Origin of the sequence: Anaerococcus kampingae, assembly GCF_046365475.1 — a bacterium.
Lineage (GTDB): Bacteria > Bacillota > Clostridia > Tissierellales > Peptoniphilaceae > Anaerococcus > Anaerococcus kampingae.
Map to the genome: position 1 here is coordinate 322,425 of NZ_JBGMEF010000018.1, position 24,878 is coordinate 347,302.

Sequence of the window (24,878 nt, forward strand, 5' to 3'; positions counted from 1 at the left end):
CTCCTTTATAATTTTAAATTCATACCGCTAATCTGGTATAATTATTTTGAAAGCGAACGATAAGAAAATGAATTACTTATATAAATACTATACTCCAAGAAATTTTGATAATATAATTATGACTTCTGAAGAAAATATTCTTACTGGTCTTTATTTTGAGAAGGCATTTCCTTTTGACGAGGATGATTTTATAAAAAATAAGCCCGATATTTTTAAGGAGACCATTAGCTTTCTAGATTTATATTTTAAAGGAATAAATCCAGGTTTTATCCCTAAATTCACCTTGCCTCATATGAGTGATTTTAGAAAAAGTGTAATAGAAATCCTCCTTACTATCCCCTATGGCAAGGTCATGACCTACAAGGAAATAGCAAGCCTTATTGCCAAGAAAAGAAAAATAAAAACTATGTCAAGCCAGGCTGTGGGTGGAGCTGTTGGAGCCAATCCTATTTCTATAATCATCCCCTGCCATAGAGTAATCGGGAGCAACATGTGCCTAACAGGTTATGCAGGAGGGATAGATAATAAGTACGAGCTACTGAAGCTAGAAGGCCATGCTATGGCTAAGTTTAAAATGCCAAAGAAAGGAAAATTCTTATGAAAAGATGCTCTTGGGTAAATCTTAATAACCCTGCCTATGTGAGCTACCACGATAAGGAGTGGGGAAATCCTAATTTTGATGAAGACTATCTATTTGAGATGCTTATTTTAGAAGCCTTTCAGGCAGGTCTTTCTTGGGAAATCGTCCTAAATAAAAGAGAGGCCTTCCGCAAGGCTTATGATGGATTTGATTTAGAAAAAATACTAAGCTATGATGAAGCAAAGATAGACGAGCTTCTAAATAATCCTGATATAATTAGAAATAAGCTAAAGATAAGGGCTAGCATTACAAATGCTAAGGTTTTTAAACTAATTGAAGAAGAATTTGGATCTTTTTATGCTTACTTAAAAGGCTTTGTAGGAGATGAGATAATCTATGAAAATGATAAGACCACTTCAGAAATCTCTGACAAGCTCTCAAAGGACCTTAAAAAACGCGGCATGAAATTTGTAGGATCTACAACAATATATTCATTCCTCCAGGTGGTAGGCTTTATAAATTCCCATGATGATGAATGTTTCCTAAAGAAAACTCCCTAACTTAGATTTTCTAAGCTGGGAGTTTTTTCAGTCCATATTCTTAAGTTTAGTAAAGTCTTTAAACTCTTCAGGATCTTTCGCCTTAAATAGTGGATTTATCTTCCATTCTCTTTTTATGCTTGTTGGAAGGGTTGGCTTGCCTAAAGATAGGCTTTCTTTTGCTTTTTTTATTTCTTCATCCATGAAATCTTCTTTGATTATATTTTTGGATGATGTGAGATGTTTTATTGTGTATTCGTGGGCTGGATAGACTAGGGTTTCTTTTGGGAGGGACCTTATTTTATCGATTGTCTTAAAAGATAAGTCAAATCTTCCTGTAAAGACTCTTCCGCAGCCTGATGAAAATAGGGCATCTCCGCAAAATAGCCTTCCATCTACCAAATAGGAAATATGGTCATAGGTGTGGCCAGCTGTCTTTATTACTTTGAAATCATAGTCTAGAAGGCTAAAAGTATCTCCTTCTTTTAGGGTCTTATCATTTAGATTTTCTGTTTCTATAGGTCCAAAAACTCTAGCCTTTGGATATTTTTTCTTAAGCTCTTCTACCCCACCTACATGGTCTAGGTGCTTGTGGGTAAGTAAGATTGCCACAAGATTTTTACCGTCTAAATATTCAAGGGCAGGCTTGGCCTCGCCTGGATCAACTAAAATTATGTCATTGTCTTTTTCTAAGGTCCAAATGTAATTGTCTTCAAATGCTTTTATATAAGATACTTTCATATAAACTCCTTTGAATGACTTATACCCAATCTTTTTACCTTTTATCCATTGGGATGTATTCCTTCTTGTCATTTAAAGACTTATAGGCAGGCCTTATAATCTTTTCATCTTCGATTTGCTCGAGTCTGTGGGCACACCAACCTACTGTCCTTGCTATAGCAAAGATTGGTAGGTAGAGGTCTTTTGGAATATTTAGCATATCGTAGACAAAACCTGAGTAGAGATCGACATTGGCACATGGCAGATAGGCCATGTTTTTCCTATCATTGATAAGCCTTGCCCCAATATTTTCAACCCTTTCTATAAAGAGGAAGTCCTTCATCCTGCCCTTTATCTCTGCTATCTCTTTGGCCTTCTCTTTTAGAAGAAGCTCCCTAGGGTCTGATAGGGTATAAACTGCATGGCCTAGGCCATATATTAAGCCCTTCTTGTCAAAGGCCTTTTTATCTAGGATATCTTCTAGATAGGCTTTAATCTCTGACTCATCTTCAGTGTTTTTAATGTTTTCCCTAATATTATCAAGCATCCTGCTTACCTTTATATTGGCTCCTCCGTGTCTAGGGCCCTTGAGTGAGGCAAGGCCTGCCACAATTGATGAGTAGGTATCTGTGCCTGATGAAGATACAACGTGGGTTGCAAAGGCTGAGTTATTTCCTCCACCATGCTCTGCATGAATTATAAGCAAGAGGTCTAGGATTTCTGCTTCCTTCTTGCTATAGGCTTGGTCAGGCCTTAGCATAGAAAGAATATTTTCTGCAATTGACTTATCTGGGCTTGGATTGTGAATTATGAGCGACTCTCTGCCAAATTTATGTAATTTGCCTGGTAGGAATATATGGCAAGGAGGGGAATTTTGGCGATGAGCGATAGGGATTGGCCTAGGACATTTTCTATAGAAGTGTTATCTGGGTCCTTGTCATAGGTATAAAGGGCAAGCATTGACCCCATCATCTTGTTCATTATGTCTGTACCTGGGAGGTTAAGAATAGTATTTTCAAAAAATCCCCTAGGTAGGGTCATATTTGATGCTAAAATTTCCTTAAAGCCATCAAGCTCATCTTTTTGGGCTAGGCTATTAAAAATCAAAAGATAAATAACTTCCTCAAAGCCAAGCCTGTGGGTATCTTCAACATCTTTTACAAGCTTTGTTAGGGGATAGCCCCTGTAGTAAAGCTCGCCATGGGTGGGGATTTTCTTGCCATCTTCTATCTTATAGCCACAAACATCCCCCACCTTGGTTATGCCAACCAGGACTCCTGTCCCATTTTTATTCCTAAGGCCCCTTTTTATATCAAATTTGTCATAGAGGCTCTTGTCTATGTTGTTTAATTCTTTGATAGGACCTGCGTATTTATTAATTTCCATCCTAGGCCCCTAAATTGTCGATTATCGCTTGGGTGATTTCTTTTGTAGTGGCAGAACCACCCAAGTCTCTTGTGTAATTTGTCTTATCTGATAGGGTCTTATAGATTGCATCTCTTATCATTTTGGCCTTAGCATTTTCTCCTATATCATCTAGCATTAGGCAGAGGGTTAAGAGCATGGCAATAGGATTTGCAAGATTTTGACCAGCTATATCAGGGGCTGAGCCGTGGATTGATTCATAAATTGCAATGTCCTTACCCTTATTTACTCCTGGCATAAGGCCAAGACCGCCTACAAGACCTGCTCCAAGGTCTGATAGGATATCGCCGTAGAGGTTTTCTGTGACAAGAACATCAAATCTATCTGGGTGCATGACCATCTGCATAGCCGTGTTATCGACTAGGATTTCTTCCATTTCTATATCTGGATAGGCTTTTGCGACATCCCTTGCCACATCTAAAAAGAGTCCGTCGGTTAGCTTCATTATATTGGCCTTGGTTACGACACTCACTTTTTTCCTGTTTTGAGCTTGGGCGTAGTCAAAGGCAGCTCTTATAATTCTTTCTGACTTATCTCTTGTGATTATCTTTATAGAGTGGGCTTCATTTTCTGAAATTTGCTCTTCTACTCCTGCGTAGAGGTCCTCTGTATTTTCCCTAAAGATTACCATGTCTACACCATCAAATTTTAACTCTAATGGACCTGGGGCCTTGATTGGTCTGATATTAGCGTAAAGGTCAAATTTCTTCCTTAATTCTACATTTATAGACCTAAAACCATGGCCAATCGGTGTTGTGATTGGGCCCTTGATGGCGATTTTGTTTTTATTTATGGAATCAAAGAGAGCTTCTGGTATATAGGTGCCTTCCTTTTCAAATACGGAAAGGCCTGCATTTATCTCTTCAAATTCTAGGTCTAGGTCTAGGGCCCCAACCACTTCCTTCATAGCTTGGCTTATTTCTGGGCCTATACCATCACCCTTTATTAGTGTTACTTTCATACTTACTCCAATACTAAATTTTTAGCATAAGCTAGGTAGCCTCCTTCTAGGAGAACTTGCTTTTCTCTTTCTGAAAAATCGGATTTTAATTTTATCTTGATATTTTTTGTCAAATCTTCTAAGAAATAGGAATCTTTTTCTATAGATTCTTTCATATTTACAATTCTAATATCATCGTATTCGTCGATTTTATCATAGTCTGCAGGGTCTTCAAATACTAGTGGAAGAATTGCGTTATTTATGAGGTTTGACCTATGAATTCGGGCAAAGGACTTGGCAACGACTGCCTTTATTCCTAGATATAGAGGAATTAGGGCTGCGTGCTCTCTAGATGATCCTTGGCCGTAGTTTTCGCCTGCAAGGATCACTCCACCGTCCATGTCTTCACATCTTTTCTTAAAGTCGTCGATTTTAGTTGTGAAGGCATATTCGGATAGGTAGGCAATATTTGACCTAAATGGCAAGAGCTTGGCATTTGATGGACAAATATCATCGGTTGTTATTCCATCTCCTGCCTTAAAGACTACCTTTTTATCTATATCGCTTGCCTTGCTTGCCTTTGGGAAAGGCTTGATATTTTTTCCTTTTATAGTTTCTTTTATTCTTTTGGTATGGTCATCTTCTGGTCTTATAAAATAGGCATCTGTATGGTTAAAGTCTACGTCTTTTGGAAAATTTTCCTGATAGTCAAGCTCGCTAGGATCTGCTATATAGCCTAGGACTGCACTTACTGCACAGGTTTCTGGACTTGCAAGATAGATTTTTGCATCCATGGTGCCAGACCTCCCCTTAAAGTTCCTATTAAAAGACCTTAGGGAAACGCCGTCTGATTTTGGTGCCTGACCCATACCTATACATGGACCACAGCCTGATTCTAGGATTCTTGCTCCAGCTTTTATCATTGTAGCAAGGGCACCATTTTCTGAAATCTTTTCTAAAATTGTAGCAGAACCTGGTGATATAACTAAGGATACATCTGGATGGACCTTCCTTCCATCAAGAATTGCCGCTACCTTCATTAGGTCCATATAGGATGAATTGGTACAAGATCCGATAGCAACTTGGTCAAGCTTTATCTTTTCTAAATCACCTACCACTGCATATTGGTCCGGATAATGTGGCTTGGCTACAGCTGGCACTATCTTACTTAAATCTATGTCTATAGTTTCATCATAAAAGGCTCCTGGGTCAGCTGATATTTCCACATAGTCTTCTTCCCTATTTTGGCTCTTAAGATAAGCCAAGGTATTTTCATCTGATGGGAAAATCGAGGTGGTCGCACCGAGCTCTGCTCCCATGTTGCAGATGGTTGCCCTGTCTGTTACAGAAAGACTCTTGACCCCATCACCTGTATATTCCATGATATAACCTGTTCCACCCTTTACGGTGAGCTTGCCTAGGATATAGAGAATTATGTCCTTGGCATTGGCATTTTTATTTAGCCTGTTGGTTAAATTCACCCTAAAAACCTTAGGGACTTTTACAAAATAAAACCCCCTAGCCATGGCAACAGCTACTTCAAGGCCTCCTGCCCCTATAGCAAGCTGGCCAAGGCCACCGGCTGTAGGTGTGTGAGAGTCAGATCCTAAGAGGGTTTGGCCGGGCTTTGCAAATTGTTCTAGATTTACCTGGTGGCAGATGCCTGCTCCAGCCTTTGAAAAGGTAATACCGTATTTGTTGGCAGCCGACTTTATAAATTCGTGGTCGTCAGCATTTTCAAAACCTGCTTGCAAAATATTATGATCTATGTAGGCAAGAGAGTTTTCTGTGGCGACATTTTCTATATCCATTGCCTCAAGCTGGAGGTAGGCCATAGTACCTGTCGAATCCTGGGTAAGGGTTTGGTCGATTTTTATTGCGACTTCTTCCCCTGTTTTAAGCTCTCCTTTTAGTAAATGATTTTTAAATATTTTCATAGCTAATGATAAAGCCATATGAACTCCTTTTTACTTTAATGTGATATCGTATAGTGGGTATTATACTTTGAATTTTTAAAAATACCATCTAATATTTATCCATGAATTATTAAAGAAAAATCACCCCGCCACAAAAGATGATCTTAAGCGACAGAGTGATCTATGAAAATTATTTTTTAGTATAGTTTGGAGATTCTCTTGTGATTTGAATATCGTGTGGGTGGTTTTCTACAAGAGAAGCTGGGCTTATTTTGACAAATCTTGCTTTTTCTTCTAATTCTACTAGATTTTGGGCACCGACATATCCCATACCTGACCTTAGGCCTCCTAGAAGTTGGTAGATAACATCACCTACTGATCCCTTGTAGGCTACCCTACCTTCTACTCCTTCTGGGACATATTTTTTGGTATCATTTTGGAAATACCTATCACTTGAGCCTGATTTCATAGCTGCAAGAGAGCCCATGCCACGGTATTCCTTAAATTGCTTACCTTCAAACATGATTGTCTCTCCTGGAGATTCTTCAGTACCAGCAAATAGGGATCCTGCCATTACTACACTTGCTCCACAAGCAAGAGCCTTTGTAATATCACCAGAATATTTAACACCACCATCAGCTATTATTGGAATGTCGTATTCCTTAGCTGCCTTATAGCAATCGATAATGGCTGATATTTGTGGAACACCAACACCAGTTACAACCCTAGTTGTACATATTGAACCAGGACCTATACCTACCTTTACACAATCTACTCCAGCTTCTATGAGGTCTTTGGTAGCTTGGCCTGTGGCAACATTGCCGGCTATAACTTGTAGTTCAGGATATTTAGCTTTTATCTTTCTTACAGCATCCATAACTCCCTTTGAGTGGCCGTGTGCTGTATCTAGGGCGATGACATCGACTTTTGCCTCTACTAGGGCATCAACCCTTTCCATCATATCGCCTGTAATACCAACACCTGCACCGACTAATAACCTATCGTGTTCATCACGAGCTGAGTTTGGATACTGGCGAGTTTTTTCAATATCCTTGATGGTAATAAGACCCTTAAGTTTGAAATCCTCATCAACTATAGGTAGTTTTTCAACCTTGCCAGATTCCATCTTTTTGACAGCATCAGTCATTGAAATACCAACATGACCCACTATCAAGCCATCTTTTGTCATTATATCATCAATAATTACACTTGGGTCTTCTTGGAATCTTACATCACGGTTGGTTAAAATTCCCTTAAGATACATCCCATCATCTACTATTGGCACTCCTGAAATCTTGTAATTTGACATAATTTCTAGGGCATCCGCAAGGGTATTGTAAGGATGAAGGAAGAATGGATCAGTTATAACCCCATGCTCGCTTCTTTTTACCCTGTCGACTTCTCGAGCTTGCTCTTCTATGGACATATTTTTGTGGATGATACCTATGCCGCCTTGTCTAGCCATAGCTATGGCCATCCTAGATTCTGTAACTGTATCCATGGATGCAGACATGAGTGGGATATTGAGCTTGATTTTCTTAGTCAATCTTGTTCCTACTTCAACTTCATTAGGTAGGACCTCTGAAGGACCTGGTACTAATAGTAAATCATCAAATGTTAAGCCGTCTCCAATAATTTTCATAATAACCTCATTTCTTTTTTGAATTTACCTAGCCAGTACTGGCTAAATATAAGCTGGAATAATTATTTTTCTTACTATACTTTGATATAATTTTAAGTCTAGCATTAAGATAAAAAAAAGAAGCCAAAAATAAATTTAGCTCCTTTAGTAATTATTCTCTTGCTTTTTTTGATGCGTAGGCAAAAACTATGGTATCTGGTCCTGTGTGAGCTCCTATGGTTAGGCTCATTTCATAGAGATTTACCTTAGATATACCTAAGTCTTCTATTTCCTCTTTAATAATTTCTGCTTCTTGCCTATTTGATGAATATGATAGGTAAACTTCATCACAGATACTTGTGTCAATATTTTCTTCAATATCTTTTAGGACCTTAGATATAGCTTTTTTTCTACCCCTAACATTCTTATATTGGGTTATCTTTCCATCCTTATCTGTAACTAGGATTGGTGCAATTTTCATAGCTTGACCTATGATTGCCTTACCTTTTGAAAGCCTGCCGCCCTTTTGTAGGTACATTAGGTCATCAACTACAAATTCTACCCATATATATGGTATTTTCTCCTCAAGGATTTTTTTAATCTCAATCATATCTAGGCCCTTGACCTTTAATTTGTAAGCCATATCTAAAATTAGACTTTCTTGAGTCGAACCTGCAAGAGTATCCACTATTTCTATTCTTCTATCTGGAAATTCTTCTCTTAGGTTTTCACAAGCTATAGAAGCATTTGCAAAAGATGAAGATAAGCCAGATGAAAATCCTACATACAAAATATCCTTGCCTGCTTCAAGTACTTCTCTGAAGTATTCCTCATAGGTTAAAGGATTGGCTGCAACTGTCGTGTGCTTTTTACCTTCTTTAACAAGCTCGTAAAATCTATCTAGGCTAATACTCTCTTTATTTATGCCATATTCAACCCCGTCTAGAACTGTATTTATTGGGATTAAACTAATGTTTTTATCTTTTATTTCTTGCATATCAAAATCTATACAAGAATCTCCTAGTAAACAAAAATCGTTCATATAATACCTCTATCTTTATATAATCAAATTTAGATTCTTGCTATATATTATACCATAATTTGCTTATAAAGATATTATTTGACCTGAAATTATTTATAATATATAGATTATATAATTTTTTAGAGGAATTATTCTCCTATAGCATTTCTATAAAGGCGGCCATTCTTGTGTTGAGTTGACCCAGATCTTGGGATGAGAAGTCTGTTTCTACGTAGGTATATGGGATATTTTTTTCTTCCTGGACAAATCTTTTTATTTTTTCTCTTTCCACATTATAGGTGTGGCAAGCTACAAGGTCCATTTCCACAACACCATCTGCCTTATATTCATCAATTAATCTGCCTAGAAGTTCAAATCTATTGGTATCAGGGCTCATTACTGAACAACCTATGTCTATGTACCTATCGGCAAGTGATTTTATTAGGTCATCAGCTTCTAAATCTACATTTCTATCGAAATTTTTCTCTCCTGAGCAGTTCTCAAAGGCTACTATAACTCCCCCATTATCCTCGATGGCCTTGATTACCTTTTCTGTAGCTCCTCCCATTGGACAGCCTGTTACAACAATTCTTGGTTTTTTCTCCCTAGCAGATGGGTCATATTCATCGACTATTCTCTTTGCAAGAGCATTTATTTCATCTGCAAGACCTTTTTTATCCATTTTAAATTGGGTACCGTAGGTGACATGAAAAAGATCTAGACCTGACATCGGTGTTGGGTCAAGCTTCATGGTCTGGGCAACATTTTTCTGGGCATCTCTTATGTCATTGCCAAGCTTTATAGCTGATCTTAATTTCTCTTCTGTGATTTTTTCGCCTAATTTATCTTCAATATAGGTCTTAAATTCTGCTACTTCATCTGCCCAATATCTCTTAGCCTTTTCATCTTGTTTATTTGGTAGGTTCATCATATAGACTGGCTTTATTTCATCCATTAGCTCATACATTTTCTTTTTGCCATCACAGGTTGTCTCACCTACTATCACATCAGAAAAGTAGAAGAATGGGCACTTATCAGTTTTGGCGAAGCCGTAGGAAGATTTTATAAGCGGGCAGAGATTAGATGGAAGGTCTTTTTCTGCTTCTGGAATGGTCTCATCGCTAGTTGAGCATAGGCCTACCGTTGCTGCACCTGCTGCCCAAGCGATTTCAACTGGAAAATATGTACAATAAGCTCCTACTAGGGGTATATCCTTATCCTTTAGTTCCTTTACACTTAAAAAAGCATTTTTCCTCGCATCAGCAAATTCATCAAATATTTCTGGTAAATCTTTTATTACTTCATTCATCTTTTTTTCTTCTCCTTAGCTAAGTATGCTGCTCCAAGAGAGCCAGCAAATTGTCCAATTTCTACATTTTTTACTTCTTTGCCAATTAGATCTGAGAGGACCTCTGCAAAGTAGGATACATTTGAAAGGCCACCCGTTAGGATAAGCTCATCGCTTTCTCCAATTTTGTTATACATCTGCCTGACCTTTTGGGCGACAGAGCCTACAATTCCTGCTGCTATATCTTCTTTCTTCCTACCCTCGCCAATAAGGGATGTTATTTCTGTTTCGGCAAAAACCGTACACATAGAAGAAATTGCGATAGGCTCTCCAATCTTGGCTAAATCAAATAATTCATCTATGCCAAGGCCTAACTTATTAGCCATGACCTCGATGAATTTGCCAGTTCCGGCAGAGCACTTGTCATTCATCTGAAATTCTGATACTAGCTTATCTTCAATGAGGATGGCCTTAGTATCTTGGCCACCAACATCAAGAACAGCTAGATTATCAGACCCTGACAAGACCCTAGCCCCTCTGGCATGACAGGTTATTTCTGTAATTACAAAGTCAGCGTAATCAACACTCACCCTACCATAGCCTGTAGCTGTGACACGGGTCTGATCGCTTGTTACATCTATGCCCCTTTCAAGAAGCCTAGTTTTTATATCATTTGCTACTTCCCTAGAGGACCAACCTGTTGGGCTTACAAAGTTAAAGGTCATATCGCCTATTACAGAGACCTTGCTTGCGGTTGATCCTATGTCTATGCCTACAAAATTCATTTGACTTCTCCCAGGTCATAAATTTTATCAAAAGCGACCATCTTATCTTCTAAAATCTTTTTTATTTGATTTATATCTGTCATTTCTGCCTCAAAGGCTAGGCCGCATCCTGCTGATATCTCATTAGGGATAGGGATAAGCCTTCCTGCGAAATTATTAGCTTTAGCAAAATCCTCCATCATCATGGCATCAGTTGTTGTATCAAATGTTATTACTATCATCTTTTTCTCCTAAAATCTCCTTAAGGGCTAAGATTACTTGGTCAATCTCTTCTTTCTCATTAAAATATGAAAAGGAAAACCTCACAAGACCATCATAATCAGTCCCCAAGGCCTTGTGACAAAGGGGAGCACAGTGGGCACCAGACCTTGTGGCTATGTCATAGTCATCAGATAAAATTTGAGCTAGCCTATCTGAAGGAAGTTTTGACGACCTAAGAGCCACTATCCCAACCCTTTTAGTCAAATCCACAGCTCCAAATATTTCAATATCTGGGATTTCTTCAAGTCTCTTTGTAAAATATGCAAGTAAGTCAATATCTTTCTCTCTAATATTAGCGAGACCTATTTCATTTATGTAATCTAGACTAGCATTTAAGGATAAGATCCCGTGGCCATTTAAGGTGCCTGCTTCTAGGGCATCTGGCATCTGAGCCGGATGATTTTTATCAAATGATGCAAAGCCAGCACCGCCCACCTTAATTGGTTTCGGAACAAGGCCATCCCTTATGTAAATTCCTCCAATGCCCTGCATGGCAAAAAGTGCCTTATGACCAGTAAAACAAAGGCAATCAATACCGTATTTTTTAACATCTATATCAAGAAGGCCCGCACTTTGGGCAGCATCTACGATTAAGATAAGGTCATGCTTTTTACAAAGCTTAGAAATAAAAACTAAATCTGTGATATTGCCAGTGACATTTGAAACATGGCTTATGATTATGGCCTTGGTATTAGGCTTAATCATGGCTTCTATCGAATCATAATCAAGTAGGCCCTCTTTCCTATCCTTTAAATCGATAAAGGATATTTCTGCTCCTTCAGCCTCATTAAGATACAAGGGACGGAGGACTGAATTATGGTCAATGACAGATGTTATAACGTGATCTCCCTTGCCAATAAAAGAAGATATAGCAATATTTAAAGCCTCTGTAGCGTTGGATGTGAAGGCAATCCTTCTAGGGTCTTTTATATTAAAGAGCCTTGAAAGTTTTTTCCTAGTATCTAAAACCATATGAAGACTTGCTAGACTTATTTTATTAAAACCCCTGGAAGGATTTCCAATTTTATCAAAATTTTCCATAAGCCTCTCCTTGACAATGCCTGGTTTTGTAAGACTTGTAGCTGCATTATCTAAATAAATCATATTTTTCCCCTATCTTTCTTTCCTCACTATTATCTAATATATCAGCTTACTTGTCAAACGTTTTACTAGCTTCGAATATTTATATTTCAATTCTTTGATAATGCTTATCAAATTCCTATGGTATTGTTTACAAGTTCTTTTTCATTTTTAATAAAATTTGGTAAAATATTATAAGGAGGCCTTATGAAAAATTTAGAAGTGTGCGGCGGTTGCAATGCAAAAATTGCCGCTGGTAATTTAGATTCCCTATTAAAGGATATAAATCCCTATAGAAGGGATGATATAATAGTTGGCTTTGACAAGAAAGATGATGCAGCTGTTATAGATATAGATGGTAAGACTTGTATAATTCAGACCTTGGATTTTTTCCCTACCATGGTCGAAGACCCTTACCTTTTTGGGCAAATCGCCGCTGCCAATGCCCTAAGCGATGTCTATGCCATGGGTGGAGAGGTGATTTCTGCACTAAATATAGTAACCTTCCCTCTGGAAGAGGACTTTGCTATATTAAGAGAAATCCTTCGTGGTGGCAATGATAAGGTTACTGAGGCTAAGGCAAGCCTTACAGGAGGCCATTCTATCCATGATAAGACCATAAAATACGGCCTATCTGTGACAGGCAAGGTAGAAAAATCTAAAATTTGGAAAAATAATACTCCAGAAGATGGCGATGTCATCTTACTTACTAAAAAAATCGGCACAGCCTTAGTCACTGCTAATTATGCCCAGGGCCTTGTAAGTGAAAATGACTTTAAGGCTTGTGTGAGCCAGATGGCTAGGCTTAATAAGTATGCTAGGGATATATTTGTAAATTACCATATCCACGCCGCTACAGATATCACAGGCTTTGGACTTTTAGGGCACCTGTCAGAGATGGCAGGAGATGACTATTCTATAGTAATAGATAGCAAAAAAGTACCTATCTTAAGTCCAGCAAAGGACCTTGCAGGAGAATTTCTCTACACTTCAGGGGGACAGAATAACAGATCCTACCTATCAGATAAGGTCGAGTTTATGATTGATGACTTTGCCATGGAAGAAGTCCTCTTTGACCCACAAACTTCAGGAGGCCTGTGTGTGGCAGTAGAAAAATCAGAGGCAGAAAAAATTAAAAATGAATTTGAAAAACAAGGTCTAGAAATTTGGCAAATCGGCCAAGTTATGAAGAAAAGATCTTACCCTATAATTGTAAAATAAGGAGATGTTATGAAAAAAATTGATTGTTTAGGAAAAGTTTGCCCAATACCAGTAATAGAAACAAAAAAACTTATTAAGGAAAATCCAGATGAAACATACTTCGAAATCCTTGTAGACAATGAAGTTGCTACGCAAAATCTAGCCAAGATGGCCAAGGAATTAAAAATAGAGTCATCTTGTGAGAAAATCAAGGATGGGGTCTATAGGGTAAGTCTAAAGAAAAACCCTGAAGAATTTTGCGAAATCATGGAGGATGCCCAAGCTATGAATACATCATCATATGTTGTAGCTATATCTGATGATAGGATGGGAAATGGCGACGAAGACTTTTCTAAGAGCCTACTTGAAGGCTTTATCTATGCCCTTACAGAACAAGATGTACTTCCAGAAAAAGTGATTTTCTATAATAGGGGTGTCTTTTTGACTAGCGATAATGAAAAAACTATAGAAGATCTCAAAAATCTCGCTGACAAGGGTGTAGAAATCCTTTCTTGTGGACTTTGCCTAGGCAATTACAAGCTTAAGGAGAAACTAGCTGTAGGAGAGATTACAAATATGTATAAGATTGTAGAAATCTTAAGAAGTCACCACGTTGTTAGCCCATGCTAGGAGAAGAATTTATCCTCTTCTCCTTCGCTAAATTTGAAGACCCCGCCAGGGCCCTTGATAAGGTCAAAGATTTCAAAAAGGCAAGGCTCATACCCCTACCTCCAGAAATAGATGCAGGCTGTGGCTTTGCCCTAAGAATTAAGAAAGAAGATTTGGATAAGGCTTTGAAAATACTTACGAAAGATGATTATGACAGAATTTATTTAATGGGAAAAGATAAAAATGGAAGGAGGCTAATAGAAAAATATGTATTTTGACAATGCAGCAACAAGTCTCCATAAACCAGATGCAGTAAAAGAAAAAATTATCGAAATATTAGAAGCTGAATCTTTTGGTAATCCATCAAGGTCAGGTCACCTTTTATCACAAAATACCATGATGGCAATTTATGAAAGCAAGAAGGCTTTTGCAAGACTCTGCCATATAGGAAATCCTTCAGATATCCTCTTTAGCCCAAATGCTACTTATGCCCTAAATTTTGCTATCCTTAGCCTTATAGAAAAGGATGACCATGTAATAACGACGACTACAGAGCACAATTCTGTCCTTCGTCCCCTCTACCAAAGTGGTGCTAGCCTTTCATTTTTGGACTTTGATGAAAATTTCAATCTAAAATACCAGGACCTTCCAACCTTGCTTAAAAAAAATACAAAATACCTTGTAGTAAATTCTGCATCAAATCTTTTAGGCAATGTCAACGACCTTGATAGGTTATATGACTTTGCAAAAGAAAATGAGCTTATAATGATTGTAGACCTAGCCCAAAGCCTGGGACTTGTTGATATTGATATAGGAAAATATGAAAATTCCCTCTTTGCTTTTACCGGCCATAAGTCCCTCTACGGCCTAAGCGGGACTGGTGGCCTTATTAAAAATGGAAGCTTTGCTTTCAAACAAGTCTTTTCTGGCGGAAGCGGTATAAATTCATTTGCTAAAAGCATGCCAGCTTCCTTCCCGCAAATCTTTGAGCCAGGGACACAAAATTTTGTTGGACAAGTCGCCCTAAAAGCAGGAATTGATTATATCTTAGACGAAGGAATAGATAAAATTAATAATAAAACTCTTAGCTTAGCCAAAAGATTTTATAAGGGAATAGAAGAGATCAAAAATATAAAATTCTATTCTAAAGAATGGAAATACCTAGAAAGTCCAATCGTATCCTTTAATATAGGAGATATACCATCTGATGAAATAGCTTTAATCCTAGATGAGGACTATAATATCCAGGTAAGACCCGGAGCCCACTGCGCTCCCCTAATCCACAAGCACTTTGGCATAGAAAATCAAGGTATTCTTAGGTTTTCATTTTCATATTTTAACACTAATGATGAAGTGGATACTGCTATAGATGCTATCAAAGAAATCTCTCAAAATATTTTATAAATATCTGGATGAAATTTTAAAATAGGAGTTTATATAATGAATACCCTTAAAATAGAATTTAGTGATGAAGAGATAAAAAGCTTAGAAACTCTTGCAAAACAAGAAAATCTCTCTCTAGCAGCTTGGGCTAGATACACTTTGATTGAAAAAAATTAAAGAAGATTTTGATAACGAATTAATAAAGGATTATTTATTAAACAAAGATAAGATGAAATTCTACTCTGGTGACCAAGTGAAACTTGATCTTGGCATATAAAACTAATAGACCCAAATCGGGTCTATTTTCATATCTTATTCTAATTAAATTTCTGGCTTTGGCCAGATTTTTTGTTTTTAATCATCAAGATTTCAGCCATTATGGATATAGCTATCTCTTCTACTGATCCATTGTCTATATCAAGGCCTATTGGGGTGTAGATCTTATTTAACTTATCCCTATCATAGCCCTCTTCTTCTAGGTCTTTGAAGACAGATATTACCTTAGCTTTTGATCCTATCATTCCTAGATATTTGTATTCCTTATCTAGGATATTTCTTAAAACTTCAGCATCCTGGCTGTGGCCCCTGGTGCAGAGGACTATATAAGTTTTTTCTTTATCGAAGTCTATTTTCTCTATAGCTTCATCAATTGACTCTGCCAAATATTCCTTTATGCCTGCAAAGTCAGGAGAATCTTTGAATTCTTCCCTATCATCTATTACTGTTACTTCAAAATTAGTCTTAGTAGCAATCCTTGCTAGCTTTTGTGATACATGGCCTGCACCAAAGATTATAAGGCGACTTGATGCCTTAAAATATTTGACAAAGCCACGAGAATTGCCCCCACAAGACATCTTAAGCTCTCCATCTTTTGAAAGATTATAGTCAAATTCAAAAGATTTACCATCTTTAAAGCCTTCGATAGTCCTTCTAATCACATCTGCTTCGATTTTGCCTCCACCTATTGTCCCAAAAGATCTTCCATCAGATAAAACAGCCATGAGAGAATTATCCTCACCTGGGGTTGACCCCTTATTTTCAATAAGAAAAACAAGGCTAGCGTCTTTGCCTTTTTTATTTTCCTCATAGATTATCTCTAAAATTTCAGCTTTCATAGGCCCTTCCTTCTTTTTAATATCAAAAGTCCTTCCAACGCTCCACCACCGATTAGCCTTGCCTTATCTGATATGGTTTTGGCATTTTTAGGTATCACTCTTGGGTCTACATCACCGATTTTCATTCCTTGATAAACTTCTAATCCTTCATTTATCATGCCACGAACCATCCCATCAAGGCCAGCTAGGACATCTTTGCCGGAAACTTCTGCTACGACATCACCCTTTTTTACAACAGAACCCAAATCTTTTATTATGTGGACCTTGCCAGAAGCAGGGGATCTTAGTATTCTTTCTGTGGTAAAGCCATTGATACTACCAGGATTACCTGTATTTGCAGCTGCAGGACCCTCAAAAATTAGCCTACCTAGGTCATGGCCACGATTAGTTTCTATTACTAAATCTACATCACGCCCTGCCTCAAAGCCTGGACCCAGACCTATGGTAATGGGTGCCATATCCTTATTTGTGCCTAGATTTTTCTTAGCAAGGATACCATCAATTACACATATAGGCCTTAGTTCTTTTATATATTTTCCTTCAGGGTCTACTGCGACAGCTATAAGATTATCTTTAAAGGCCCTCTGGATTTCTTCTATATTTTCACATCTTACAGCCCTTATATCCTCTATTTGGATCTCTCCTTCAAAAATTGCCTGGGCTACCGCCACATTTCTTCTTATACAGGTTGGTCTTTCTATCTCAAGAACCAAAACATCAAAGCCTACCCTATTTAATTTCTGGATAGTCCCTGTGGCGACATCTCCTCCACCCCTTACTATTACTAGATTTTTATTCATGGTCACGCCTTAATTTCTCGTAGGCTTCGATGGTATCTATATCTAGAAGCTCATCTTCTGAACCTATCTCTACCTTATTGGTTGGATTGTCTTTGGCAAAAATCATACCACCTTGGTCTTCTTTTAGGCTTAAGAGCTTATCCCTAAAGCTTGGTGGGAAAATAACAGGTGCTCCTCTTCTAAGACCGACAACTGGATAAGTCATTTGAGGATTTTCCTTAAAGCTTTCTATTAATTTCTCACAAGTTTCCTTAGTTAGGAGTGGTTGGTCTGCTACAAAAAACATCATCGCAGCATCTTCTTCACACGCATCTACCCCTAATTTGATTGATGAAGACTTGCCAATAGCATTATTATCATTTTCTAGACTAACAAAGCCCCTATTTTTAGCATCTGCTAGGATTTCTTCATAGGATGATGCAACTATGACCTTGTCAAAGTCTAGAGATTCCAAGAGGTCTAGGGTGTGCTCATAAATCTTTTTACCCTTAAAATCTAACATTAGTTTATTTTTGCCCATTCTTTCTGAAAGACCAGATGCCATTAGTATTGCGTTAATTTTCATAAAATTTACCCTCCTTTAGTGATCCATATCTTAGTTTAATGTCAGCAACGTCAAATTCTTTCTTAAATTTTTCTATATTATAATAATCTTCCTTGCTTTCTACTTGATTAAAGAAAAAATATTTCTCCTTTTCAAATACCTTATAAAAGCCCTTGTCATAGGCTATTAATTTATTAATCATCTTAGAATCTATAATACCAGTCCCTATATTTTTTGAAAAGCCCTGGAAATTATAAATAAAATCACTACTTGCCAGCTTTCCAATAATTTTAATTGGTAGGATACCTATAACTTTTGTTGTTAGATCATAGATTACAGGTTCATGTGGATACCAAAATTTAAGAGGCAAGTTTCTACAACCATCTGCTTCTATCAAAACATAATCAAAATCACCTACGATTTTCGAAAGATTTTCATAGCCAATACTTGCTAGCTTATCCTTGTCAGGGACTTTTTCTCCTAGGCAGATTATTTTGGCTTTCTTGTCATCAAAATAATCATCAAAGCTCGTAAAAATCCTATCAAAACCTTTTTTAGGCAGGGCGATTTTGGTCGAAGTTGTGACTAGGACCCTTCCCTTTTTTGACAAGCTAAGGGCAAGACTTGCCATAAGACTAGTCTTGCCCCCTGCTCCTGTTATGGAAATTATATCATGCTTTTTTATATCAAATATTTCATTTATTTTATTCATTAAAGTTCTTCTTTGGCTTGCTGTAGGCGGTTTCTACCATTGGAAAATCCCTGCGGAGGATGCCATCTAGCTTATAATAGGCTCCTTGAACAGCTGGAGCTATCGGAATTGTCGCAATTTCCCCTACACCCTTAGCACCAAATGCCCTATCTAGGAGCTCATCATCTGGCTTAGCCACAAAGGTCGTTTCTATTTCAGGTATCATAGGTGCTCTCCATAGGCCAAGATTACCGTATTTGGCCTTGACCTTGGACTTATCTAGTTTGAAATCTTCTGTAAGAGCATAGCCTAGTCCCATGACTATACCACCTTCAAGTTGGCCTTCTATGGCCTTTGGATTGATAACCTTGCCTGCATCTGTCGCAGCCACTACCTTTCTTATTGTTCCATCATCATTTAATATTACCACATTTGTAGAAAAACCGTAAGCTATGTGGCTAACTGGATTTTCTTTGTCAGAATTCAGTGGGTCTGTTGGGTCAAAATATTCGTGGAAGTATTCCTTGCCTTCAAGCTTACTTATATCATCAACCTTATCCAAATCTATTTTTAATTTTTCTGTAACTTTCTTTATAGCTTCTCCAGAAATCAAGGTTTGACGAGATCCTGATGATGTACCAGAATCTGGTGAATTTCCTGAATTTGGATGAATTATATTTACCTGATCAAAGCTTAAACCTAGGACATCTAGGGCCATTTGCTTAAATACTGTTTGAGCTCCTTGGCCAAGGTCACTTGCAGCACAATAAATATTTACCTTGCCATCTTCTATTCTTATCTTTGCCCTACCCTTATCAGGAAGTCCAACACCTACACCGGCGTTTTTCATAGCGCAGGCAATACCAGCCCTGTCGATATTTTCTTCATAGACATCCTTTACTGCCTCTAAGGTTTCTACAAGGGCTGTAGATGAATCTGCAATTTGGCCATTAGGAAGGACTTCTCCAGGTCTTATGGCATTTTTGTAGCGGATTTCCCATGGAGAAATGCCTACCTTTTCTGCTAAGAGATTTATATTACTTTCAAAGGCAAAGTTTGATTGGCAAACTCCAAAGCCCCTGAAGGCACCTGCTGGTGGGTTGTTTGTGTAATAACCATAGCCATCAATTTGCGTATTTTCATAATGGTATGGACCAACTGAGTGGGTACAAGCACGCTCTAAAACAGGTCCACAAAGGGAAGCGTAGGCACCTGTGTCCATTTTTATTGTTGCCTGCATGGCTAAGAAATTGCCTTCTTCATCACAACCAAGTTTGAATGTTCCTATCATTGGGTGTCTTTTTGGATGGAATTTTAGTGATTCATCACGGCTAAATTTAATTTTTACCCTAATTTGGAATTTGTAGGCTGCAAGGGCTGCAAGGTGTTGGCAGGAAACGTCTTCCTTACCACCAAAACCTCCACCTATAAGTTTATTTTCAACTACCACACGTTCTGGTTGATCTTCCCAACCAAACATTATTAGAGTTTCTTTTCTGGTATCATAGACAGATTGGTCTGTAGTATAAAGCTTGACCCCATCTCCCATTGGCTCAGCAATTGCACATTCTGGCTCAAGGAAAGCATGTTCTGTAAAAGGTGTGGTATAAGTTTCTTCTACTATATATTTACATTTCTTAAAGGCTTCCTCGGCATTGCCACGGCTTACGTGACGTTCTTGGCAAAGGTTGCCTGTAGGGTGAACAAAAGGAGAATTTGGATCTTCTGCTTCTGCAATAGATGAAACCGGAGTCAGCTCTTCATATTCAATCTCAACAAGCTTCTTAGCTTCTTCTAAAATCTTGTCATTTTCGGCAACTACTAGACAAATAGCATCTCCCTGGCTTCTTGTAACATCGCCCTCAGCTATAAATACATCCCAATCTTGGAAGATATGGCCTACCTTATTATTTGGCACATCAGCAGCTGTCAAGACCCCATAGACGCCTTCTAGGGCTTCTGCCTTACTTGTATCGATTTTTAGGATTCTTGCTCTTGGATACTTGCTCCTAATAGCAGAAGCTACCTTCATATCATCAAAAATCATATCATCGACATATTCGCCGATTCCTAGGACCTTGTCATGGGCATCTATTCTTATAAATTCATCCCCAACCTTGACCCTTTCATACTCATCTGTGGTCATTTCAATAGATCCGTTTATAATTTCTGAGGCAAGCTTGATGCCCTCGATTATTTTGACATAACCTGTGCACCTGCAAATATTTTGCTTGATACCTTCTTTTATCTCATCCTTAGTAGGATTAGGATTCTTTCTAATAATAGCTGCCCCACTCATTACCATTCCTGGTATACAAAAACCACATTGAACAGCTCCAGCCTTTGAAAAGGCATGGACAAAGGCTTTTTTTTCAAGGTCTGTTAGGCCTTCTATGGTAAGGATTTCCTGATCTTTGAGTTTAGATAATCTTTGGGTACAGGCAAGTTTTTTGGCATCGCCAACTATGACTGAACAAGTCCCGCAAGCTCCTTGGGAACATCCATCTTTTACAGATGTAATATGTAAATCATCTCTTAAAAATCTCAAAAGGTTCTTATCTTCATAAGTTTCATAAGTATTTCCATTTATCTTCACAAGGAAAGGCTCCACATTCGGGAGTCTTTCGCCAATTAATATATTTGTCATCTAAAATTTCCTCTTTATAAATTTTCCTCTGCCCTTTTCGGCTTTATATTCACTATTTTCTAAGATGACTTCTCCCCTAGAAAGGACCATCTTTACTTTAAAATCACTTTCAAAGCCCTCATAGGTCGTGTAATCACAGTTGGAGTGGCGATTTGTCTGACTTATAGTGTATTTTTCCTGGTCAAAAACAACTATATCTGCATCTTTTCCAACTTCTAGACTTCCTTTTTTGTAGCCTAGGCCAAAGATTTTTGCAGGATTAGTACATAGTAAATCTCTTAGCCTTTGTGGAGAAACGCCTCTTTTTAAACCTTCTGTAAGTACTACTTCCATCCTCTCCTCAATTCCAGGAATCCCACCTGGGGCATTTAGGAAATCATCCTTGTAAGGAAGCTTCTCACTTTCATAGAAGAATGGACAATGGTCAGTAGCAATTACATCAACTGTCCCATCTATAATTCCCTCCCAAAGGGCATCTACATCGGATTTTTTCCTAAGTGGTGGAGCGCATATATACTTAACACCCTGGCTTTCCCCGCCTTCTAGATATTTTTCATCGGTTAGGGTCAGATATTGGGTGCAGGTCTCACAGTATAGGTTTTTGACACCTCTTGCCCTTGCCTTCCTGATTTCTCTAAGACCTAGGGCTGATGAAGTATGAACTATATAAAGTTTTGGAAAACCAGCCACTTCGCTTAGATAAATAAGCCTATTAATAGCTTCTGCCTCAGCCTCAGCTGGTCTAGTCTTGGCATGGTAGATTGGAGCAAGATTGCCTTTATTTTTCGCTTCTTCTCTAAGATCTGCAATCATCCCGTCATTTTCACAGTGGACACAAACAACAGTTCCAGTTTCCTTTGCTTTTTGAAGGACCCTTAACATATGCTTATCATCTAGCATGCCACCGTAGGTTGTATAAATCTTTGTAGAAACGATTCCTTCGTCAAAAAGTTTTTCTATTTCATCTAAAATATCATCAGTTACTTCTTGGATAGCTCCATGGAAGGAATAATCAATTACTGCATTACCCTCAGCCATCTTGTGATATTTTTTAATCTCATCTGAAACAAGGCTTCCCCTAGGTCCAAAGGCTATATGGTCAACTATTGAAGTTGTTCCTCCAAAGCTAGCGGCCCTGGTGCCTGTATAAAAATCATCGATTGAAATAAATTTGCCAAGATCAAGTGATAAATGTGTATGAACATCCACCCCACCAGGCATAGTTAGCTTTTCATTGCAATCTATAACCCTATCAGAATCTCTTTTTATATTTTCAGCAATTTCTACAATTTTTTCATCTTCTATATAGATATCACGAAGAAGAAAATCTTCTTCTCCAATAATTTTCGCATTTTTTAATAAAATACTCATCAAAACTCCTTATAAATGATATGTAACATATCACTCTTAAAAATAAACTAAGCAAATAACGTTTGCACTTATATATATTCTATCATAAATAGTCAATTTTGATAAGGGGTTTTTGAAAAATTTTTGTTTTTATTTATTTTTTAATTCTAATTTATGAAAGGTTCAAATTTACTAATAAATGACATATAATTTAATGTTATCTTTATTAAGATAACGAGATTTAAAATATAGATATTTTATTGATTTTTATACTTTTACTAATATAATGAAAGAAAGAAAATGTTTTAAGGAGAAAATCATGAAAAATAACAAACTACTCATCCCTGCCCTAGCTGCTCTCTTACTCACTCCAGCAATTTTAACCTCACCAAAATCTTATGCAAGTGAGCCTATAGAAGCAGATAGAAGTGAAGATTCTATTAAAAAAGATATCGCTTCCAAGAAAAGCGAATTATCTAAGCTTAATGAAGAAAAAACCAAAACAGAAAATGAACTAAACAAAATAAATGAAGACCTTGACAAGCTAAAAAAGGAAAAAACTGAAACTGAGAATTCTTTAAATGAAAAAGAAATAAAGATCAAATCAAATGAAACCCTCATCGATGAAAAAGCAAGCAAGGAAAAACTTGATAAGGAAATATCTGATTTAGAAGGACAAATCTCTGAAAATAATAAATCCCTAGATACTGCCAAAGAAGAAGACAAGAATATCCAAAAGCAAATTGATGATATTGAAGCTAAAGATAAAAAAGAAGAAAATCCTAAGCAAAATGAAATAGATGCAGCAGCTGAAAAGAAAAAAGCTGAAGAACTAGAAAAACAAAGAAAAGAAGAAGTACAAAAAGCTAAAGATCTTAATAGGATTTATAACGATGCAAAGCAAACTCTGATAGAGGTAAAGGTTCAACACGGTATTTTAGAATACAAGTATAATGTCAAAAACGAATTTCTAAATCAAGTTTTAGCAAATCCAGAAATTTACAAGGCAGAAGATGTAGAAAAATACAAAAAAGAAGTAGAAGATTTGAAAAATGACTACGAGGCTACAAAAATAAAAATTAAAGACACTGAAGATGCCGTACAAGTAGCTAAAGACAACCAAATTGCCTTCAGGGGACATAGCGATGATAAACACACATCTGGCTCATTAGAAATAGGCAAGGAAGGATCAAAACATAAAGCTAGAAGTGAATTTAAAAATAACACTCTTACCCAAAAAGAAGTAGAAGACAAAATTACAGAATTAAATAAAGATCGTCAATCTACACTTGAGTCATATTTTGAGGTTACAAAAAATTATGACAAAATAAATGATAGTATAAATAAAAAGGTTGCTGAAAGTGAGAAGATAAAACTTGAAAATGATATAAGCAATGGTATAAGATATTGGCTTTCTGATATTGAATATAAGAGCAATGTTAAGAATGATCCAGATTTTTATTATGTAAATAATAAAAGTAAAGTAAAACAATTTATTGATGAAGATTTTAACGAATATAAAGAAAAAAAAGGTATTAGAACTAAGATTGAGAACGAAATTGATGACCTAATGAATGAAAGGGAATCAATAAAGATTAAATCTATCCCTTTAGAGGAAAAACAATTTGACCTTGAAAATAAAATATCCTATTACAAAGAACTCCTTGAACTTATCAAAAATGGTGGACCTAAGGAAGAAGAATCTAAAGAAGATCCTAGATTAAAGGAATTAAGAGAAAAGCTTCTAGCTAATAAAACCAATATTTCTAATTTAGAAAATATAATCGCAAATCTTCAAAAAGAACTAGACCAAGTTAAAATCGATAAGGAAAAAATCGACTCACTCACAGACGAAGATAGAGCAAAACTTAAGGGCGAACTTGATAATCTTAAAGGAGAAAGGAAAGAAATTGAAGCTAGACTAAATGAAATTAATGCAAATATCACAAGTAAAAACCAAGAAAAGGAAAGACTTGAAAAGTTACTTGCTGAACTTAATGATAAGATATCTAAGCTAAGCAAGGCCATAGATGACTTAAACCTATATCTTTATAATCAAAATAGTATCTATTACTACCCAAGCTTGATAAATGAAAAATCATCAGAAGAAAAGGTAAAAGAAATCCGACAAAGATCTATCAACAGACTAAAAGTCGCTTATAGATACAGCGTTAAAGTTGTAGAAAATGCGGAATATTATCTAAAGACTGCCAAAATGTCAGAAAGTAGACGTAACAAATTAGAAAATTTAATTAACAGACAAAAAGCACTCCACATAAAAGTTAATGAAATAATACAAAAATTCGAATTGGAAATCTAAGAAAATACTAAATCCCAGAGACTGTGTAAAATTTTGTGTATAG

At 37.0% G+C, this 24,878-nt stretch carries 24 protein-coding genes; 7 read left to right on the forward strand and 17 right to left on the reverse strand.

The features are described from left to right. Window positions 1-67 precede the first annotated feature (67 nt). The gene (locus ACCQ42_RS05405; protein WP_410035579.1) at window positions 68-601 is read left to right on the forward strand and encodes a methylated-DNA--[protein]-cysteine S-methyltransferase; all 534 of its coding nucleotides are present in this window, start codon (window positions 68-70) and stop codon (window positions 599-601) included. After that, window positions 598-1,140 (forward strand): DNA-3-methyladenine glycosylase I, encoded by a 543-nt coding sequence (locus ACCQ42_RS05410; protein ID WP_410035580.1) that lies wholly within the window; start codon window positions 598-600, stop codon window positions 1,138-1,140. The genes ACCQ42_RS05405 and ACCQ42_RS05410 overlap by 4 nt, the downstream gene beginning before the upstream one ends. 27 nt (window positions 1,141-1,167) lie before the next feature. On the opposite strand, the gene gloB is transcribed toward ACCQ42_RS05410, so the two are convergent. From gloB to ACCQ42_RS05465, 11 genes are all read right to left on the reverse strand, one after another. Continuing rightward, window positions 1,168-1,860, reverse strand: coding sequence for a hydroxyacylglutathione hydrolase (gene gloB, locus ACCQ42_RS05415; RefSeq protein WP_410035581.1), 693 nt, complete (start codon window positions 1,858-1,860; stop codon window positions 1,168-1,170). A 34-nt stretch (window positions 1,861-1,894) separates the two neighbouring features. Beyond that, window positions 1,895-2,599, reverse strand: coding sequence for a citrate/2-methylcitrate synthase (locus ACCQ42_RS05420; protein WP_410035582.1), 705 nt, complete (start codon window positions 2,597-2,599; stop codon window positions 1,895-1,897). A gap of 47 nt (window positions 2,600-2,646) precedes the next feature. Then, window positions 2,647-3,225, reverse strand: a complete 579-nt coding sequence (locus tag ACCQ42_RS05425; RefSeq protein WP_410035583.1) for a citrate/2-methylcitrate synthase — start codon at window positions 3,223-3,225, stop codon at window positions 2,647-2,649. Window position 3,226: 1 nt separating this feature from the next. Then, entirely contained in the window at window positions 3,227-4,225 is a 999-nt protein-coding gene (locus ACCQ42_RS05430) for an isocitrate/isopropylmalate dehydrogenase family protein (protein WP_106460408.1), read from the reverse strand. A 2-nt stretch (window positions 4,226-4,227) separates the two neighbouring features. Then, a complete protein-coding gene (locus tag ACCQ42_RS05435) occupies window positions 4,228-6,159 on the reverse strand; it encodes an aconitate hydratase (protein ID WP_106460409.1) in 1,932 nt (643 codons plus the stop codon). Window positions 6,160-6,310: 151 nt separating this feature from the next. After that, complete coding sequence (guaB, locus tag ACCQ42_RS05440) at window positions 6,311-7,762, reverse strand: IMP dehydrogenase (RefSeq protein ID WP_106460410.1); 1,452 nt, start codon at window positions 7,760-7,762, stop codon at window positions 6,311-6,313. 151 nt (window positions 7,763-7,913) lie between these two features. After that, window positions 7,914-8,783 carry a DegV family protein gene (locus tag ACCQ42_RS05445; RefSeq protein WP_410035584.1) on the reverse strand — a complete coding sequence of 290 codons (870 nt, stop codon included), beginning with the start codon at window positions 8,781-8,783 and terminating at the stop codon, window positions 7,914-7,916. A 136-nt stretch (window positions 8,784-8,919) separates the two neighbouring features. Beyond that, entirely contained in the window at window positions 8,920-10,071 is a 1,152-nt protein-coding gene (locus ACCQ42_RS05450; protein WP_106460412.1) for a double-cubane-cluster-containing anaerobic reductase, read from the reverse strand. After that, entirely contained in the window at window positions 10,068-10,835 is a 768-nt protein-coding gene (locus ACCQ42_RS05455) for an acyl-CoA dehydratase activase (RefSeq protein ID WP_410035585.1), read from the reverse strand. Before ACCQ42_RS05455 ends, ACCQ42_RS05450 begins: the two co-directional genes overlap by 4 nt. Further along, on the reverse strand, window positions 10,832-11,056 hold the full coding sequence (locus ACCQ42_RS05460; protein ID WP_410035586.1) for a putative Se/S carrier protein: 225 nt from the start codon (window positions 11,054-11,056) through the stop codon (window positions 10,832-10,834). The genes ACCQ42_RS05455 and ACCQ42_RS05460 overlap by 4 nt, the downstream gene beginning before the upstream one ends. After that, window positions 11,037-12,200, reverse strand: coding sequence for an aminotransferase class V-fold PLP-dependent enzyme (locus ACCQ42_RS05465; RefSeq protein ID WP_410035587.1), 1,164 nt, complete (start codon window positions 12,198-12,200; stop codon window positions 11,037-11,039). The genes ACCQ42_RS05460 and ACCQ42_RS05465 overlap by 20 nt, the downstream gene beginning before the upstream one ends. A 183-nt stretch (window positions 12,201-12,383) precedes the next feature. Here ACCQ42_RS05465 and selD point away from each other — a divergent pair, with 183 nt between their 5' ends. From selD to ACCQ42_RS05485, 4 genes are read left to right on the forward strand one after another with little or no spacing between them, the layout of a single operon-like run. Then, complete coding sequence (selD, locus tag ACCQ42_RS05470) at window positions 12,384-13,397, forward strand: selenide, water dikinase SelD (protein WP_106460416.1); 1,014 nt, start codon at window positions 12,384-12,386, stop codon at window positions 13,395-13,397. A gap of 9 nt (window positions 13,398-13,406) precedes the next feature. Beyond that, a complete protein-coding gene (yedF, locus tag ACCQ42_RS05475; protein ID WP_106460417.1) occupies window positions 13,407-14,006 on the forward strand; it encodes a sulfurtransferase-like selenium metabolism protein YedF in 600 nt (199 codons plus the stop codon). After that, window positions 14,000-14,263 carry a putative Se/S carrier protein gene (locus ACCQ42_RS05480; protein ID WP_106460418.1) on the forward strand — a complete coding sequence of 88 codons (264 nt, stop codon included), beginning with the start codon at window positions 14,000-14,002 and terminating at the stop codon, window positions 14,261-14,263. The genes yedF and ACCQ42_RS05480 overlap by 7 nt, the downstream gene beginning before the upstream one ends. Continuing rightward, window positions 14,253-15,389 carry an aminotransferase class V-fold PLP-dependent enzyme gene (locus ACCQ42_RS05485; RefSeq protein WP_410035588.1) on the forward strand — a complete coding sequence of 379 codons (1,137 nt, stop codon included), beginning with the start codon at window positions 14,253-14,255 and terminating at the stop codon, window positions 15,387-15,389. Before ACCQ42_RS05480 ends, ACCQ42_RS05485 begins: the two co-directional genes overlap by 11 nt. Before the next feature lie 296 nt (window positions 15,390-15,685). Here the strand turns inward: ACCQ42_RS05485 and ACCQ42_RS05490 are convergent, their stop codons facing one another. From ACCQ42_RS05490 to hydA, 6 genes are read right to left on the reverse strand one after another with little or no spacing between them, the layout of a single operon-like run. Further along, window positions 15,686-16,483 (reverse strand): XdhC family protein, encoded by a 798-nt coding sequence (locus ACCQ42_RS05490; protein ID WP_410035589.1) that lies wholly within the window; start codon window positions 16,481-16,483, stop codon window positions 15,686-15,688. Further along, window positions 16,480-17,283 (reverse strand): selenium-dependent molybdenum cofactor biosynthesis protein YqeB, encoded by an 804-nt coding sequence (gene yqeB, locus ACCQ42_RS05495; protein ID WP_311531182.1) that lies wholly within the window; start codon window positions 17,281-17,283, stop codon window positions 16,480-16,482. The genes ACCQ42_RS05490 and yqeB overlap by 4 nt, the downstream gene beginning before the upstream one ends. After that, window positions 17,276-17,848 carry a nucleotidyltransferase family protein gene (locus tag ACCQ42_RS05500; protein WP_410035590.1) on the reverse strand — a complete coding sequence of 191 codons (573 nt, stop codon included), beginning with the start codon at window positions 17,846-17,848 and terminating at the stop codon, window positions 17,276-17,278. The genes yqeB and ACCQ42_RS05500 overlap by 8 nt, the downstream gene beginning before the upstream one ends. Then, window positions 17,838-18,539: a selenium cofactor biosynthesis protein YqeC gene (gene yqeC / locus ACCQ42_RS05505; protein WP_410035591.1), complete on the reverse strand. Its 702-nt coding sequence runs from the start codon at window positions 18,537-18,539 to the stop codon at window positions 17,838-17,840. The genes ACCQ42_RS05500 and yqeC overlap by 11 nt, the downstream gene beginning before the upstream one ends. Beyond that, window positions 18,532-21,165: a selenium-dependent xanthine dehydrogenase gene (gene xdh / locus ACCQ42_RS05510; protein WP_410035592.1), complete on the reverse strand. Its 2,634-nt coding sequence runs from the start codon at window positions 21,163-21,165 to the stop codon at window positions 18,532-18,534. The genes yqeC and xdh overlap by 8 nt, the downstream gene beginning before the upstream one ends. Further along, window positions 21,166-22,536 carry a dihydropyrimidinase gene (gene hydA / locus ACCQ42_RS05515; protein WP_410035593.1) on the reverse strand — a complete coding sequence of 457 codons (1,371 nt, stop codon included), beginning with the start codon at window positions 22,534-22,536 and terminating at the stop codon, window positions 21,166-21,168. A gap of 298 nt (window positions 22,537-22,834) precedes the next feature. Here hydA and ACCQ42_RS05520 point away from each other — a divergent pair, with 298 nt between their 5' ends. Next, window positions 22,835-24,835 carry a hypothetical protein gene (locus ACCQ42_RS05520; protein WP_410035594.1) on the forward strand — a complete coding sequence of 667 codons (2,001 nt, stop codon included), beginning with the start codon at window positions 22,835-22,837 and terminating at the stop codon, window positions 24,833-24,835. The last annotated feature ends 43 nt before the right edge of the window (window positions 24,836-24,878 follow it).

Excerpts from the sequence above, each read along its gene's own strand:
- ACCQ42_RS05405 (WP_410035579.1), top strand. The coding sequence starts at position 68 with ATGAATTACTTATATAAATACTATACTCCAAGAAATTTTGATAATATA.
- ACCQ42_RS05410 (WP_410035580.1), top strand. The coding sequence starts at position 598 with ATGAAAAGATGCTCTTGGGTAAATCTTAATAACCCTGCCTATGTGAGC.
- gloB (WP_410035581.1), bottom strand. The coding sequence starts at position 1,860 with ATGAAAGTATCTTATATAAAAGCATTTGAAGACAATTACATTTGGACC.
- ACCQ42_RS05420 (WP_410035582.1), bottom strand. The coding sequence starts at position 2,599 with ATGCTAAGGCCTGACCAAGCCTATAGCAAGAAGGAAGCAGAAATCCTA.
- ACCQ42_RS05425 (WP_410035583.1), bottom strand. The coding sequence starts at position 3,225 with ATGGAAATTAATAAATACGCAGGTCCTATCAAAGAATTAAACAACATA.
- ACCQ42_RS05430 (WP_106460408.1), bottom strand. The coding sequence starts at position 4,225 with ATGAAAGTAACACTAATAAAGGGTGATGGTATAGGCCCAGAAATAAGC.
- ACCQ42_RS05435 (WP_106460409.1), bottom strand. The coding sequence starts at position 6,159 with ATGGCTTTATCATTAGCTATGAAAATATTTAAAAATCATTTACTAAAA.
- guaB (WP_106460410.1), bottom strand. The coding sequence starts at position 7,762 with ATGAAAATTATTGGAGACGGCTTAACATTTGATGATTTACTATTAGTA.
- ACCQ42_RS05445 (WP_410035584.1), bottom strand. The coding sequence starts at position 8,783 with ATGAACGATTTTTGTTTACTAGGAGATTCTTGTATAGATTTTGATATG.
- ACCQ42_RS05450 (WP_106460412.1), bottom strand. The coding sequence starts at position 10,071 with ATGAATGAAGTAATAAAAGATTTACCAGAAATATTTGATGAATTTGCT.
- ACCQ42_RS05455 (WP_410035585.1), bottom strand. The coding sequence starts at position 10,835 with ATGAATTTTGTAGGCATAGACATAGGATCAACCGCAAGCAAGGTCTCT.
- ACCQ42_RS05460 (WP_410035586.1), bottom strand. The coding sequence starts at position 11,056 with ATGATAGTAATAACATTTGATACAACAACTGATGCCATGATGATGGAG.
- ACCQ42_RS05465 (WP_410035587.1), bottom strand. The coding sequence starts at position 12,200 with ATGATTTATTTAGATAATGCAGCTACAAGTCTTACAAAACCAGGCATT.
- selD (WP_106460416.1), top strand. The coding sequence starts at position 12,384 with ATGAAAAATTTAGAAGTGTGCGGCGGTTGCAATGCAAAAATTGCCGCT.
- yedF (WP_106460417.1), top strand. The coding sequence starts at position 13,407 with ATGAAAAAAATTGATTGTTTAGGAAAAGTTTGCCCAATACCAGTAATA.
- ACCQ42_RS05480 (WP_106460418.1), top strand. The coding sequence starts at position 14,000 with ATGCTAGGAGAAGAATTTATCCTCTTCTCCTTCGCTAAATTTGAAGAC.
- ACCQ42_RS05485 (WP_410035588.1), top strand. The coding sequence starts at position 14,253 with ATGTATTTTGACAATGCAGCAACAAGTCTCCATAAACCAGATGCAGTA.
- ACCQ42_RS05490 (WP_410035589.1), bottom strand. The coding sequence starts at position 16,483 with ATGAAAGCTGAAATTTTAGAGATAATCTATGAGGAAAATAAAAAAGGC.
- yqeB (WP_311531182.1), bottom strand. The coding sequence starts at position 17,283 with ATGAATAAAAATCTAGTAATAGTAAGGGGTGGAGGAGATGTCGCCACA.
- ACCQ42_RS05500 (WP_410035590.1), bottom strand. The coding sequence starts at position 17,848 with ATGAAAATTAACGCAATACTAATGGCATCTGGTCTTTCAGAAAGAATG.
- yqeC (WP_410035591.1), bottom strand. The coding sequence starts at position 18,539 with ATGAATAAAATAAATGAAATATTTGATATAAAAAAGCATGATATAATT.
- xdh (WP_410035592.1), bottom strand. The coding sequence starts at position 21,165 with ATGACAAATATATTAATTGGCGAAAGACTCCCGAATGTGGAGCCTTTC.
- hydA (WP_410035593.1), bottom strand. The coding sequence starts at position 22,536 with ATGAGTATTTTATTAAAAAATGCGAAAATTATTGGAGAAGAAGATTTT.
- ACCQ42_RS05520 (WP_410035594.1), top strand. The coding sequence starts at position 22,835 with ATGAAAAATAACAAACTACTCATCCCTGCCCTAGCTGCTCTCTTACTC.